At 64.7% G+C, this 13,286-nt stretch carries 11 protein-coding genes; all 11 read left to right on the top strand.

Features of this window, described 5'->3' with window-relative positions; translation table 11 throughout:
- Positions 1 to 3 precede the first annotated feature (3 nt).
- Complete coding sequence (locus tag IC50_RS00430; protein ID WP_035699218.1) at positions 4 to 1,428, top strand: sensor histidine kinase; 1,425 nt, start codon at positions 4 to 6, stop codon at positions 1,426 to 1,428.
- A gap of 157 nt (positions 1,429 to 1,585) precedes the next feature.
- The gene (locus tag IC50_RS00425; RefSeq protein ID WP_081492315.1) at positions 1,586 to 2,587 is read left to right on the top strand and encodes an RNA polymerase factor sigma-32; all 1,002 of its coding nucleotides are present in this window, start codon (positions 1,586 to 1,588) and stop codon (positions 2,585 to 2,587) included.
- A 104-nt stretch (positions 2,588 to 2,691) separates the two neighbouring features.
- Complete coding sequence (locus IC50_RS00420) at positions 2,692 to 5,874, top strand: efflux RND transporter permease subunit (protein WP_035699217.1); 3,183 nt, start codon at positions 2,692 to 2,694, stop codon at positions 5,872 to 5,874.
- Entirely contained in the window at positions 5,871 to 7,157 is a 1,287-nt protein-coding gene (locus tag IC50_RS00415) for an efflux RND transporter periplasmic adaptor subunit (protein ID WP_035699215.1), read from the top strand. Before IC50_RS00420 ends, IC50_RS00415 begins: the two co-directional genes overlap by 4 nt.
- Positions 7,154 to 7,855 carry a hypothetical protein gene (locus IC50_RS40955; RefSeq protein WP_157460771.1) on the top strand — a complete coding sequence of 234 codons (702 nt, stop codon included), beginning with the start codon at positions 7,154 to 7,156 and terminating at the stop codon, positions 7,853 to 7,855. The genes IC50_RS00415 and IC50_RS40955 overlap by 4 nt, the downstream gene beginning before the upstream one ends.
- Positions 7,856 to 8,003: 148 nt before the next feature.
- Positions 8,004 to 9,056, top strand: coding sequence for a catalase family peroxidase (locus IC50_RS00405; protein ID WP_157460770.1), 1,053 nt, complete (start codon positions 8,004 to 8,006; stop codon positions 9,054 to 9,056).
- Positions 9,053 to 9,616 (top strand): cytochrome b, encoded by a 564-nt coding sequence (locus IC50_RS00400; protein WP_035699213.1) that lies wholly within the window; start codon positions 9,053 to 9,055, stop codon positions 9,614 to 9,616. Before IC50_RS00405 ends, IC50_RS00400 begins: the two co-directional genes overlap by 4 nt.
- Positions 9,617 to 9,725: 109 nt before the next feature.
- Positions 9,726 to 10,226 carry a Dps family protein gene (locus tag IC50_RS00395; RefSeq protein ID WP_035699250.1) on the top strand — a complete coding sequence of 167 codons (501 nt, stop codon included), beginning with the start codon at positions 9,726 to 9,728 and terminating at the stop codon, positions 10,224 to 10,226.
- 17 nt (positions 10,227 to 10,243) lie between these two features.
- On the top strand, positions 10,244 to 11,080 hold the full coding sequence (gene fdhD / locus IC50_RS00390) for a formate dehydrogenase accessory sulfurtransferase FdhD (RefSeq protein WP_085973493.1): 837 nt from the start codon (positions 10,244 to 10,246) through the stop codon (positions 11,078 to 11,080).
- Positions 11,081 to 11,104: 24 nt separating this feature from the next.
- Positions 11,105 to 11,779 carry a YoaK family protein gene (locus IC50_RS00385; protein ID WP_244429490.1) on the top strand — a complete coding sequence of 225 codons (675 nt, stop codon included), beginning with the start codon at positions 11,105 to 11,107 and terminating at the stop codon, positions 11,777 to 11,779.
- Positions 11,780 to 12,019: 240 nt separating this feature from the next.
- The coding region (locus tag IC50_RS00380; RefSeq protein WP_035699210.1) for a cytochrome ubiquinol oxidase subunit I at positions 12,020 to 13,286 on the top strand (1,267 nt) is incomplete at its 3' end.

The following is a 13,286-nucleotide window of genomic DNA, read 5'->3' as shown; positions in this document are numbered from 1 at the left end:
TCGATGCGCCAGATTCAGTTCATTCGTTCGAACACGTTCCTGTGGGCCGCGACGATAGCGGCCGCACTGGCGTTGTTCGTCGCCGGGCTGTTCGCGTTCATCTACTGGAAGATCGACGACTACCTGATCGTGCGATCCGACCTCATGATCGCCACGCAGCTCAACTCCATGGCCGAACTGCCGCCCGGCCGCCTCATCGACGCGATCTCAGACCATCTCAAGCAAGATTCCAGGGGCGTGCAATATGCCGGGCTGTTCGATGCCGCAGGGGCCCGGCTTGCTGGCAACATCGCGCGATTGCCGTCGAAGTTCGAGCTCGGCGGACCGGTTCAGAGCGTACGGCTCGCCCGGGTCGGACCGTCGGCGGATCGCGATGCCGTCGTCAAGGCCGCCGGCAGGCGGCTGGGCAGCGGCCATATCCTCGTGATTGGGAGGAACGTCGACGAGACGCGCGAGATATCCAGCGTCGTCGGGCAGGCGCTGGTGCTGGGGCTGCTGCCGGCATTCTGCCTCTGCCTGCTGGCCGGGGCCTGGCTGAGTGTCCGCGCCCAGAGGCGCGTGGAGCAGGTGAACCAGAGGGTTCAGCGCATCGTTGCCGGCGATCTCCGCGAGCGGCTCCCGCAGACCAATGCGGACGATCCGTTCGCGCGGCTGGCCGGGATCGTCAACGGCATGCTCGATGAGATGGAGACCACGATCAACGCTCTTGCCGGTGTCGGCAACGATATCGCTCACGATCTCAGAACGCCGCTCACGCGAGTCCGCCTGGCACTGGAGCGCGGGCGCACGCATGCGGCCACGCTGGAGGACCTTCAGGAAATCGTGGACAAGGCAATGGCCGGAATCGATCAATCGCTCGCAATCGTCACCGCGCTGCTGCGCCTCGCCGAAATCGAGAGCAGCAGCCGTACGGCCGGTTTCGGCGACGTCGCGCTCGACGAGATCCTGCGACAGGTGTGCGACGTCTACGAACCCATTGCCGAAGACAAGGATATCGAGATTGAGGTCGAGATCGAGCGCAAAGTGAAGGTGCGGGGCGATCGGGACCTGCTGTTCGAGGCGATTGCCAATCTCGTGGACAATGCCGTCAAGTTCACCCCGGCGGGCGGAAGGGTGACGCTCGAACTGGTGTCGGACGACGGGGCCGTGCTCATGCGCGTGCGCGATACGGGGCCCGGCATCGGCGAGTGGGAGCGCGAGGCGGTGCTGCGTCGGTTCTACCGCTCCGACAAGATGCGCAATACGCCGGGAGTGGGACTGGGACTGAGCCTCGTCGCGGCCATCGTCAAGCTGCACGGCTTCTGCCTGACCATTTGCCCGGCACCGGGCGGACGGGTGGAGATCCTGGTCCCGACGGGAGCGACATCGCGCGAGGCCGCGGCACCCGCGTCCGCTAGCTCGCTTCACGCGAGCCTCGCGCCGATGTGAGCGCCGATGACCGCCGATGCCGTGTGCGACACGTGCAAAGCGGAAAGAAGGTCGAGATCTCTGAAAGCGAATTCAGGCTCGTTAAGTTCAATTTACTGGCGCCGTCATTCGGAGGCCTCTTACTGTCCCTTCGTCGGCTAGAATGTGGGAGCAAAGGATGCAAATGCGTCGCGCGGGTTTGAGCAAGATCGATGCGGCTGAGCCGGGCGGGCGTACGGCGGCCGGTGTGTTCAGTGCGTACTCCGCAGTCATCGGCCGGTACGACCTGCTCGAACGCGAGCAGGAGCAGCAGCTTGCGCGCCGCTGGCAGGAGACGAGGGACGGTGATGCCGCGAACATGCTCGTCACGAGCCATCTCCGGCTCGCCGCCAAGGTCGCGCGGAGCTACAGGGGGTACAATCTCCCGTTCGCCGATCTCATGGCCGAAGCCAGTCTCGGCCTCGTGATCGCCGCGTCGCGGTTCGAGCCCGGTCGAAACTCGCGATTTTCGACCTATGCGACGTGGTGGATCAAGGCCGCCATTCACGAATACATCCTGCGCTCCTGGTCGCTGGTCAAGATCGGAACGACGGCCGCCCAGAAGAAGCTGTTTTTCCGGCTCCGCCGCGAGATGAGAAAGGATGGCCGGGGCGGGATGGCGGGGCTTACGCCTGATGTCGCCGAGGCGATCGCCACCAAGCTCGAAGTCTCGGCCCGTGACGTGATGGAGATGGATTGCCGCCTGAACGGCGACTTGTCGCTGAATGCGCGTGTTGGCGGCGACGAACACGGTTCCGAGTGGGAAGCCTTGCTGGTGGACGAGGCGAGCGACGCCGAGACCATCCTTGCCGATCAGGATCAGATGAAGCATCGGACCGACGCCTTGCGCGCTGCGCTGAACGGCCTCACGTGGCGCGAGCGGCGCGTGCTGGAGGCAAGACGGCTGGCGGAGCATCCCCCGACGCTCGAGCAACTTGCCCGAGAGCTTTCGATCTCCAGCGAGCGCGTTCGGCAGATCGAGATTCGCGCCTTTGCAAAGGTCAGGTGCGCCGCGATCCGCGCCACGGAGGAGCCGGCGAGCTCCCGCGGACAGGGGCGGCACGTGGCGCCGTCCCTGTCGCCACCCGCCGGTCCGGACAACATCTCGCGCGCGAGGCGCGTGGCGTTCGCTTCGACATGAGCGATCGAGCGCCGGCGATGCCGAATTCGTTGTCATTTGAACGGCCGCGCCTCGTCGTCATCTGAACAGAAATTTCCCGCAACCTGCTCCAGGTAGTCGTCTCCATGGGAATTGTCCGCTTTGCGCTCCGGTTTCCGCACACATTCTATGTGCTCGCGGCGCTGATCCTGTTTCTGGGCGGCATCTCGGTCTGGTCGACGCCGACGGACATCTTTCCCGAGATCCGCATCCCTGTCGTCACGGTCATCTGGAGCTACACCGGCCTCTCGACGCCGGAGATGGAGCAGCGCGTCAGCACCTACAGCCAGTACTCGATCAGCGCCAATGTCAGCGGCATCAAGAACATCGAGGCGCAGACGCTCAACGGCCTGTCGGTTCAAAAGATCTACTTCCAGCCGGACGTCAATCTCGATCTCGCGATCTCGCAGATCGTATCGGCAACAAACGCCATCCGCGCCCTGATGCCGCCGGGCATTCAGCCGCCCGTCATCGTGCAGTTCAACGCGTCGAGCGTGCCGGTACTTCAGCTCAGTCTCGAGTCGGACAAATTGAACGAGCAGCAATTGTACGACTTTGGCATCTACCGGATCCGGCAGCAACTGGCTCCCGTTCCCGGGGTGACATTGCCGACGCCCGCGGGCGGCAAGTATCGCCAGATCATGGTCGACATCGATCCGAACAAGCTGTTGTCGCGCGGATTGACGCCGCTCGACATCGTCAATGCGGTGAATACCCAGAACCTGACGCTGCCGACCGGAACGGCGAAGATCGGCGACACCCAGTACACCGTGCGGACCAATGCGACGCCGGCCTCGATCAAGGATCTCAACATGATCCCGGTCAAGTTCGCCAATGGGGCGACGATCCTGCTGAAGGACGTCGCCCAGGTTCGGGACGGATATCAGGTCCAGCAGAATATCGTGCGCGAGGACGGTCACCGCTCGGTTCTGCTCAGCGTGATCAAGAACGGCAACGCCTCGACGCTTGCCGTCGTCAACGGCGTCAAGCAGGCCTTGAAGTCGATTCGGGCTTCGGCGCCAGCCGGGCTGAAGATCACCGAATTGTTCGACCAATCGGTCTTCGTCACCCACTCCGTCGACGGTGTGCTGCGCGAAGGCGCGATCGCGGCCGGTCTCACGGCGCTGATGATCCTGGTCTTTCTGGGATCGTGGCGGTCGACGCTCGTGGTCCTGATCTCCATCCCGCTCGCCATGCTGTGTTCGCTCATCGTCCTGCATTTCCTGGGCGAGACCCTCAACACGATGACGCTGGGCGGGCTGGCGCTTGCGGTCGGCATCCTGGTCGACGATTCGACGGTGACGATCGAGAACACGCATCGGCTCTGGACCGAGGAGGGGATGCCGCTGTCGGAGGCGACGCTGCACGGCGCGGCCGAAATCGCCGTACCGACGCTCGTCTCCACGCTCGCCATCAGTTGCGTCTTCACCTCCGTCGTATTCCTCGAAGGACCGGCCAAATACCTCTTCACGCCGCTCGGCCTTGCGGTGGTGTTTGCCATGCTGGCTTCGTATGCGCTGTCGCGGACTCTCACGCCGATCACGATCGGTCTGCTGCTGAAGTGCGAGCGGCGCCACGGCGATGGCGAGCGTTCGTCCGGCATGTTTTCGCGCGCCTCGGCCGTGTTCGAGCGCGGCTTCGAGCGCCTGCGCGACGGCTATTCCGAACTCCTGACGACCCTGCTCCGGCGTCGCAGCATCGTGCCGGTCGCGGCCGTGCTCGTGCTGGGGCTCGGGGCCGTCATGTTTGTCTACGTGGGCAGGGATTTCTATCCCTTGATCGACGGCGGTCAGATCCAGCTGCATGTTCGCGCGCCCGCCGGGACCCGCATCGAGCGTACCGAGGCAATCTTCCAGGCGGTCGAGGACAAGATCCGCGAAATCATTCCGGACCGGGATCGCGGGCTGATCGTCGACAATATCGGACTGCCGGCGCGTTCCTACAATCTGGCCTTCACCGACGGTTCGACGACAGGGGTGAACGACGGCACGATCCTCATATCGCTCAAGGACAGCCACAGGCCGACTGCGGATTACGTCAGGAAGCTGCGCCAGGTTTTGCCGGCGGCATTCCCCGAAGACACCTTCTATTTCCAGGCGGCGGATATTGTCACCCAGATCCTGAATTTCGGGCTGCCGGCGCAGATCGACGTTCGTACCGTCGGCTACGGCGCCAACAATCTGTCCGTGGCGAAGGAGCTGCAAAAGAGCCTGGCGGCGATTCCGGGAGTCGTCGACGCGCATCTTCAACAGGAGGTCGACGCTCCCGCGTTCTACGCCGACATCGACCGCACAAGGGCCGCACAGCTGGGGCTCAATGCCAGCACGGTGGCAACCAACATCAATGTCAGCCTCAGTTCGTCCGTCCAGGTCTCGCCGAATTTCTGGACCGACCCTACGTCGGGCATCCCCTATTATCTCGCCGTTCAGACGCCCGAGTATCGAGCCAATTCACTCAATGCGCTGGAGAACACACCGGTGTCGGCCTCGTCGGCTGCAAGCGGACAAACCGTGCCTGGACTGCTCAGCAATGTCGCGACCTTCAAGCGGGGGACTGTGCCGACCAATTCGAACCAGGCCAACGTCCAGCCGGTGTTTGACGTCTATGCGAGCGTGCAGGGGCGCGATCTCGGCAGCGTCTCGGCCGATATCGACAAGGTCACGTCGACGCTTCAAAAGCGGCTCCAGCCGGGAAATTCAATTCAGGTCCTGGGGCAGATCCAGAGCATGCGTCAATCGTTCCGCGATCTCGGGATCGGTCTGCTGTTTGCCGCCATCCTGGTCTATCTGCTGATGGTCGTGAACTACCAGAACTTCGGCGATCCCTTCGTCGTCATCATGGCATTGCCGGCGACCTTCTGCGGTATCGTGACGATGCTGTTCATCACGGGGACGACGTTGAACGTGCCTTCGCTGATGGGCGCGATCATGGCGGTGGGCGTTGCATCGGCCAATTCCATCCTGCTCGTGACCTTCGCCCGCGATGCGCAATTGAATGGGCACACTGCGTTCGAAGCTGCGCTGAGCGCGGGTCGCACGCGAATCCGCCCCGTGCTGATGACGGCTGCCGCGATGATCGTGGGCATGATTCCAATGGCGATCGGAGGCCCGGGCGAGGAGCAGAACGCGGCGCTCGCCCGCGCCGTCATCGGCGGCCTGCTGTTCGCAACACCGACGACATTGTTGATCGTGCCCTATCTCTTTGCCTGGCTGCGCAAGGGCAATGACGGCAAGCCTCACCACGGCGTGTTCGAGGAGTTACCGGAATGAGTGATGTTCGCGTGCGGACTAATAGCCACGACGTGAGCGGGCCGCATGATGCGGAGAGCCGCCGCATCGTGGAGCTGCCCGGCAAGGACGCGCGACCGCGGCGCCGCTACGGCGGCGCATGGCTCGGCGGCGCCATGCTCGTGCTCCTTGCCGGCGGTGTCGGCGTGGGCGCCTGGCGGCACTATCAGGCCGCACGCGAACTTGCCGTATCGGCAGAGCAGATCAGGACCGCCGTTCCGGCGGTTCGTGTGGGGACGGTCCGCGCCAGCGCCGAGTTCACGAAAGTCACCCTGCCGGCGACGACGACGGCATTCGAGGCGGCGAACATCTTTGCAAGGGCCAGCGGCTACATCGAGAAGCGCTACGTCGACATCGGCGATCATGTGAAGAAGGGCGATCTCCTTGCGGAGATCACCGCGCCGGAACTCGACCAGCAGATCGCGCAGGCGCAGGCGACGCTGGCGCAGAACCAGGCCGCGTTGCAGCAGGCGCAAGCGAGTCGGGAGCTTGCCGACGTCACCAATACGCGGGACAGCAATCTGGTCAAGCAGGGCTGGTTGACGGCGCAGCAGGGCGACAACGACCGTCTCACCCTGCGCGCCCAGCAGGCCGCCGTAAACGTCGCCCAGTCGAACATCACGGCACAGGAGGCGCAGATTCGTGTTCTCCAGCAGGAGAAGGCCTATCAGCGTGTGGTGGCGCCGTTCGACGGTGTGATCACGCAACGCAACGTGGACAATGGCAGCCTCGTCCAGGCTGGATCGACCTTCATGTTCACGCTGATGCATTCGAACGTGATCCGAACCCAAGTCTTCGTGCCGCAGGACGAGGCCTTCGGCGTCGCGCCGGGCGTCGATGCCGAGATTCACGTTCCCGAGATTCCGGGCCGGGCATTTCCGGGGAAGGTCACGCGCATCGCGAGCGCGTTGCAGCCCGGGAGCCGAACGCTGCTGACCGAGATCGACGTGCCCAATCCCGACGGTGCCTTGAGCCCCGGCATCTACTGCACGGTCGAACTGTCGATCCCGCGCAAGACGCCGTCGATGTCGGTTCCGGCCGATGCGCTGGTCTTCAATCAGAACGGCCTTCATGTCGCAGTCGTGCGCAACGGCACCGTTCATTTGCAGAAGATCTCGATCGCGCGAGATTTCGGCACTTCGATAGAGGTGCGCGAGGGCGTGCGGCCCGGCGAGCAAGTCGTGCTCAATCCGGCGGTCAATCTGGCGGAGGGCAGCAGAGTCACCATTCGCAAGGATGAGGCGGGACAGGGGGCGTCGACATGATCCGGATCGTATGCGCCACGCTTGCCGTCCTGCTGCTCGGCTGCTCCGCGGGCAAAGCCCAGGTCGCGACGACCGGCAGCACGGCGATGAGCCTCCCGACCGTGCCGGGCGCGATCGTCACCTCACCGCTCAATAGCCCGGGTCCGTTCTCCGCAACGACCGTGCAGGGCGCGCCCGACACCACGCTGTCACCGGTTCCGCTCGCCTCGGACCCGACGACGCCGGGGACGGTCGTCGTCTGTGCACCACCATCGACGTCTCCGACGTCGGTGCCGACGATGCCGACCGCATCGAGCACGGGATCGCCGACGGCGGGCAATGTGGGTCCAATCATACCGGTCACGGGACAAAACGGGAGCTCGACCGGGACAATTTCCGCGGCCGCGCCGTCAGGGACAGGAGTGGCGGTGGCGTGCAGCTCAACGCCAGGCGGGGTGGTGGCGAGCGCTGCGAGTTTACCGCTCACGATCCCGCAAGTGCAGGCAGGGCCGCCTCCGGGTACGATCCCGGTCGTCATCAGCGGCGACGTCGGCACGGGCATTGATCCAAGCGCTGCCGTCGCCCCCAGCCCCAACACCTCGACCTGTGCGGAAGGAATGACGATGAATCTGGCATCGCCTGCGACAGTGCTGCCGGCCAACGCGTCAGGTGCGGCGCCGACGCCCGGAGTCTCGCCGATCCTGCCGCCGGGGTGCTGAGGGGCAGGCCGGCCGTGCCTTCGCGAAATTGACGGTGCGTTTGGGAAGATCGGCATGGCGGCGATCCGCTAGGTTCGCGTCGTGTCATTTGGGCGGAGAGCTGCGCGCGTTCGAGCGCCAGGCGGCCGAGGCGTTGCAAGGAGACTTGATGAACCAGTCGGGTGGACGAGAACGTTCGAGCCTTGGATGGCTCACCCTGATTGCCGCCGTCCTTGGCGGTAGCGCGGCGGCCTTCGCATACACCGCGGGGTGGCTCGCGCCGGAGCGTCTTACGCCGGATCGCATGATCGCGGCGTTGACGCCTCCGAGCGGACCGCCGCTCGGACACCGGCGGAATCATGCCAAGGGCATCTGCTTCACCGGCATGTTCGAAGCGAGCGGAAATGGTGTGGAACTGTCCCGCGCCAAGGTGTTCGTGCAGGGCCGCTATCCGGTCCTCGGTCGTTTCAATCTCGGCACGGCCGATCCGAACGCGGTGGACGCGACCGTGCGCGTGCGCGGCATGGGGCTCCAGATATCGGCGGCGGACGGAGAGGAATGGCGAATGGCGATGATCAATCCGCCATTCTTTGCGGTGTCGACGCCCGAGGCGTTTCACGACCTGCTGGTTGCGGCCGGCAAGAAGGATCCGGAGGCAATGAAGACGTTCACGCGCGCAAATCCGGAGTTCGCGGCTTTCGCGGCCTGGGCCAAGGCGGCTCCCTGGACCGGAAGCTATGCGGAAGAACCCTACAACAGTCTCAACAGCTTCGTCTTCACGAATGCAAAAGGCGACGAGCACGCCGTGCGATGGTCGCTGGTGCCCATGGCAGAGCCTGCTGCCATCTCGCAGGCGGAGCTGGAAAGGCGCGGCCCGGATTTTCTCGAGCAGGAGATCACGGACCGGGTACGGTCCGCGCCGCAACGATGGACCATGGTCACGACGGTCGCCGATCCGGGCGATCCGACCGCTGATCCCAGCAGACCCTGGCCGGAGAACCGGCGCAAGGTGCAGGTCGGAACGCTGGTCGTGCAGCGAATTGAACCCGAGCGGGATGGGCCCTGCCGCGACGTCAACTTCGATCCGACCGTGCTGCCGCAGGGAATCCGGGTGTCGGACGATCCCTTCCCGGCGGCGCGCTCGTCGGTCTACCGCAAATCCTACGATCTGCGCGCGGCCGAAGCCAGGGATTATCCGAGAAACGAGGCCGCCAAGCCATGAGCAACGTCCCGCATCGCTTCGCCCCGATTCAGCGGCTGCTGCATTGGCTGATGGCGTTCTGCATCATCGCCATGCTCTTCATCGGTGTCGGCATGGTGTCCACCGTCGCGCCGAAATACCTGCCGCTGATCCTGATCCACAAGACGCTCGGCGTTGCACTGCTCGTGCTCGTCCTGGTCAGGCTGGCGCTGCGGCTTCATTTCGGCGCGCCGCCATTGCCGGCCGACCTTCCGCCGGCGATGAAGCTGGGCGCGCGATTGTCGCATCTGCTGCTCTACGGCCTCATGATCGTCATGCCGTTGCTTGGCCTCGGCATGCTCTGGTCCGCGGCCTATCCGGTCGTCCTGTATGGCGGAATTCAGATACCGGCGCTGCTGCCGCAGAGCGACCAGGCGCACACGCTGCTCTGGAATGCCCATGTGTATCTGGGCCTCGCGTTCTTCGCCCTCGTGCTGCTGCATCTGGCCGCGGCCCTGTTCCACGCCTTGATCCGTCGCGATGGCGTGTTCGCGACGATCTCGCCCCTGCCGCAGCGGGAGCGGATGAAGCCGACCGAATGAGCCTCCCGCGCTGGCAGGCGTGCAATCCGGAAACGATCCTTCGGGATGGAAAGACCGGCTGCCCACCGTCTGGCGAGAAGTTTCCGACCCTCCAACAAGGATGCCGACCATGACCAAAGCAGACCTGCAAAGCCCGACGGATCTGGGAGCCAATGCGAACCGGGACATTCCCGCCGCGTTGAGAGCGTTGCTGGCCGACGTTTTCGCGCTGTACCTGAAGACGAAGAATTTCCATTGGCACATGTCGGGCAGTCACTTCCGCGACTACCATCTCCTGCTCGACGAGCAGGCCGAACAGATCTTCGCCATGACCGACGATATCGCCGAGCGCGCGCGCAAGATCGGCGGCACCACGCTGCGCTCGATCGGCCACATCGCCCGCGAGCAGCGGATTCTCGACAACGATGCGGATTATGTCGATCCGCAGGATATGCTGGCCGAGCTGCGCAGCGACAACCAGCAGCTGACACGGGAAATGCGCCGGGTCCACGAGCTCTGTGACGAATATGGCGATGTCGCCACCGCGAGCGTGCTGGAAAACTGGATCGACGAGACGGAGCGGCGGATCTGGTTCCTGTACGAGACCGGGCGAAGCGGCCCGAATTCGTAAGCGCGAGGCTATGAGCCATGATGACGGGTTCGACATTCACGCGGCACCGGGAGATTGCCTGGCGCGGCGGTCAGATGCGGTCGACCTCGCGGCTGGTTGCCGAGGAGACGGCCATCGCGCTCACCTATAACGGCTCGACCCATGCCGTGATGATGGGAACGCCCGCCGATCTGGAAGATTTCGGTATCGGCTTCAGCCTCACCGAGGCCATCGTCGGACGAAGAAGCGAGATCAGGAGCGTCGATCTGATCCCGAACGAACTCGGCGTCGAGGTGCGGATGTGGCTCGATGGCGACCGCGCGGCATCCCTGGCGGCCCGCCGGCGCTCCATCAGCGGCCCGGTTGGGTGTGGGCTATGCGGCATCGAAAGCCTTGAACAGGCCCGCCGCGCGCCCTCGCGGGTGAAAGATCGCGGCGTTGCCTTTCACGCAGCGGATCTGCTGGACGCGATGCAGGCGCTGTCTCCGCTCCAGACATTGAACCGGCACACGCGATCGGTTCATGCCGCGGCCTTCTGGACTCCTCGCACCGGCATCGGTCCGGTCAGGGAGGACGTTGGCCGCCACAATGCTCTCGACAAGCTCGCGGGTGCGATCCTCCGCGACGGCGGTTCGGCCTGCGAAGGCGCCGTGCTCCTGACGAGCCGCGTCTCGGTCGAGATGGTGCAGAAGGCGGCGATGATCGGCGCCCCGGTCGTCGTTGCCGTGTCCGCCCCGACCGCGCTCGCCATCCAGACCGCGAGGGAAGCGGGCATCACGCTCGTGGCGATCGCCCGCGATGACGGATACGGCGTGTTCACGCACCCGCGACGCGTCGTGCTGCCCGACGAGGCCGCGCCGCGCCCCGGCTGTTGACATTGCGGGCCGACCAGGATGGTGATGCAGGCCGCATCGGCGGAGCCGGGAGCCGAGCCACGCGTCACAGCCCATATGCCGGAGCGGTCGCTCCTGGTTGCATCCCTGCTGACCATGTCCGGCGGCTTTCTCGATGCCTTCACCTGGCTCTCGCTCGGAGGTGTGTTCGCGAGCTCGCAGACCGGCAATGTCGTCTTCCTTGGCATCGACGCCCTGTCCGGACGGTGGCCGCGGGCCGAGCACCATCTGCTGCCGATCGTCGGCTTTCTGCTCGGCGCCTGGGTGGCGATCCGCATCCAGGCGCCGCTGCGTTGTCTCATGGCGCATATTGCCTGCCTCGCGGCGGCGATGCTGCTGCTGCACCGGGTCCCTGATCCGATCGTGATCCTCGGAATCTCCTTTGGTATCGCGCTGCAGTCCGCCAGCTTCAGGCACGTCGAGCGCTGGGGCTATCTCTCGGTCACCGTGACCGGCAACATGCTGCGCGCCATCGATCAATTCGTGTCGACATCCGATCGCGACGCCTCGCGTGGCGGCGCGGCCATGCTCGTGCTCAGCCTGATGTTCCTGTTCGGCGCCGCGGTCGGTGGCTATGCGACGAGGCGGCTGGATGCGGCCGGTCTTGCCGTGCCGATCACATTGTCGACCTCTGTGCTCCTGGCGTGCTTGCGGAATCGGCGCTGGTGCGACACCGGCTGAGCGGTCTCCCGGACATGCGCCGACGCACCATGCCATTCGGAAAAGGGACGTTCGCTCGCGGAAGCGGGGGCGCCGTGCGCGGCCTATGATTTCCGCCAAGTGCCGGAACGGCGCCGCCGACATCAACTGCCAGAGAGGCAAGAATGAACGACCTCCGCAAAGAGGCCGGCAGCCTCGGTGAAGTGCCGGATCCGGCGGACGAGCTCGCGAAGCGAGCGTGAGAAAAGAAGGGGCTTCCCAATGGATCCGACGGCGCTTCTCCTGTCGCGGCTGCAGTTCGCGTTCACCATCTCGTTCCACATCATCTTCCCGGCGTTCACGATCGGGCTTGCCGCCTGGCTGACCGTGCTCGAAGCGATGCACCTGTACAGTGGCAGGCCAGTGTACCGGACGCTGTTCGAGTTCTGGCTCAAGATCTTCGGTGTCGCCTTCGGCATGGGCGTCGTATCGGGCGTTGTGATGGCGTTCCAGTTCGGAACGAACTGGAGCGTGCTGTCCAGGATGTCGGGGCCGATCCAGGGCCCGCTGCTGGCCTACGAGACGTTCACCGCCTTCATGCTGGAGGCGGGTTTCTTCGGTATCCTCATCTTCGGACGGTCGCGGGTGCCGCCCTGGTTCTATCTGTTCTCGACTGCGATGGTCGCGCTCGGAACCACGCTGTCGGCGTTCTGGATCATGGTCAACAACAGCTGGATGCAGGCGCCGACCGGCTATGTCGTGCAAAACGGTCAGTTCGTGCCTGACGATTGGGCGCAGATCATCTTCAACCGGGTGGTCTGGGTCCGGTTTCCGCACATGCTGCTGGCCTCCTATCTGACCGGCGCGTTCTGCGTGGCGGCGACCGGCGCGTGGTATCTGCTGCGGCGGACCTATCGGGCCGAGGCGCATGTGATGCTGCGCATGGGTCTTGCGCTCGCAGCGGTGCTGCTTCCGCTGCAATTGTTCATCGGGCATCTCGTCGGCGACTACGTCCACGACTATCAGCCGGCCAAGTTCGCCGCGATCGAGGCGCGCTGGCATGACGAGCAACCGGCTTCGGAGGTGCTGATCGCGATCCCGGATTCCGCGACCGAATCGAACAAATACGCGATATCGATTCCCGTGCTCGGCAGCATCATCGCAAGCATGAGCCTGAGCTCGAAGGAGGTCGGCCTGAGCAGCTTCGCGCCGCAGGACCGCCCGCCGGTGGCGATCCCGTTCTTTGCCTTCCGCATCATGGTCGGCTGCGGCTTCGTGATGTTGGGGCTTGCCTGGCTCGGGACCTGGCTCGGGCTCAGGCACCGGCTCGAGCGCAGCCGCCTGCTGCTGTGGGGCATCTTCCTCAGCTTTCCATTGCCCTGGATCGCCATCCTCACGGGCTGGTACACCGCGGAAGTCGGCCGCCAGCCATGGACTGTCTATGGCGTGCTACGCACGGCGGATGCCGTGACGCCGTTCCTGACCGCGTCGGCCGCCACGGCTTCGCTGATCCTCTTCGTCGCGGTGTACGCCTTCATCTTCTCGTTCG

Origin of the sequence: Bradyrhizobium genomosp. I (2014) (genome assembly GCF_000261685.1) — a bacterium.
In the GTDB taxonomy this organism is placed as follows: domain Bacteria; phylum Pseudomonadota; class Alphaproteobacteria; order Rhizobiales; family Xanthobacteraceae; genus Bradyrhizobium.
Note: the sequence above shows the minus strand (reverse complement) of the source record. Positions and strands in the feature narration are given on the sequence as shown.

Excerpts from the sequence above, each read along its gene's own strand:
- IC50_RS00385 (WP_244429490.1), top strand. The coding sequence starts at position 11,105 with ATGCAGGCCGCATCGGCGGAGCCGGGAGCCGAGCCACGCGTCACAGCC.
- IC50_RS00425 (WP_081492315.1), top strand. The coding sequence starts at position 1,586 with ATGCAAATGCGTCGCGCGGGTTTGAGCAAGATCGATGCGGCTGAGCCG.
- IC50_RS00420 (WP_035699217.1), top strand. The coding sequence starts at position 2,692 with ATGGGAATTGTCCGCTTTGCGCTCCGGTTTCCGCACACATTCTATGTG.
- IC50_RS40955 (WP_157460771.1), top strand. The coding sequence starts at position 7,154 with ATGATCCGGATCGTATGCGCCACGCTTGCCGTCCTGCTGCTCGGCTGC.
- IC50_RS00415 (WP_035699215.1), top strand. The coding sequence starts at position 5,871 with ATGAGTGATGTTCGCGTGCGGACTAATAGCCACGACGTGAGCGGGCCG.
- IC50_RS00400 (WP_035699213.1), top strand. The coding sequence starts at position 9,053 with ATGAGCAACGTCCCGCATCGCTTCGCCCCGATTCAGCGGCTGCTGCAT.
- IC50_RS00395 (WP_035699250.1), top strand. The coding sequence starts at position 9,726 with ATGACCAAAGCAGACCTGCAAAGCCCGACGGATCTGGGAGCCAATGCG.
- IC50_RS00430 (WP_035699218.1), top strand. The coding sequence starts at position 4 with ATGCGCCAGATTCAGTTCATTCGTTCGAACACGTTCCTGTGGGCCGCG.
- fdhD (WP_085973493.1), top strand. The coding sequence starts at position 10,244 with ATGATGACGGGTTCGACATTCACGCGGCACCGGGAGATTGCCTGGCGC.
- IC50_RS00405 (WP_157460770.1), top strand. The coding sequence starts at position 8,004 with ATGAACCAGTCGGGTGGACGAGAACGTTCGAGCCTTGGATGGCTCACC.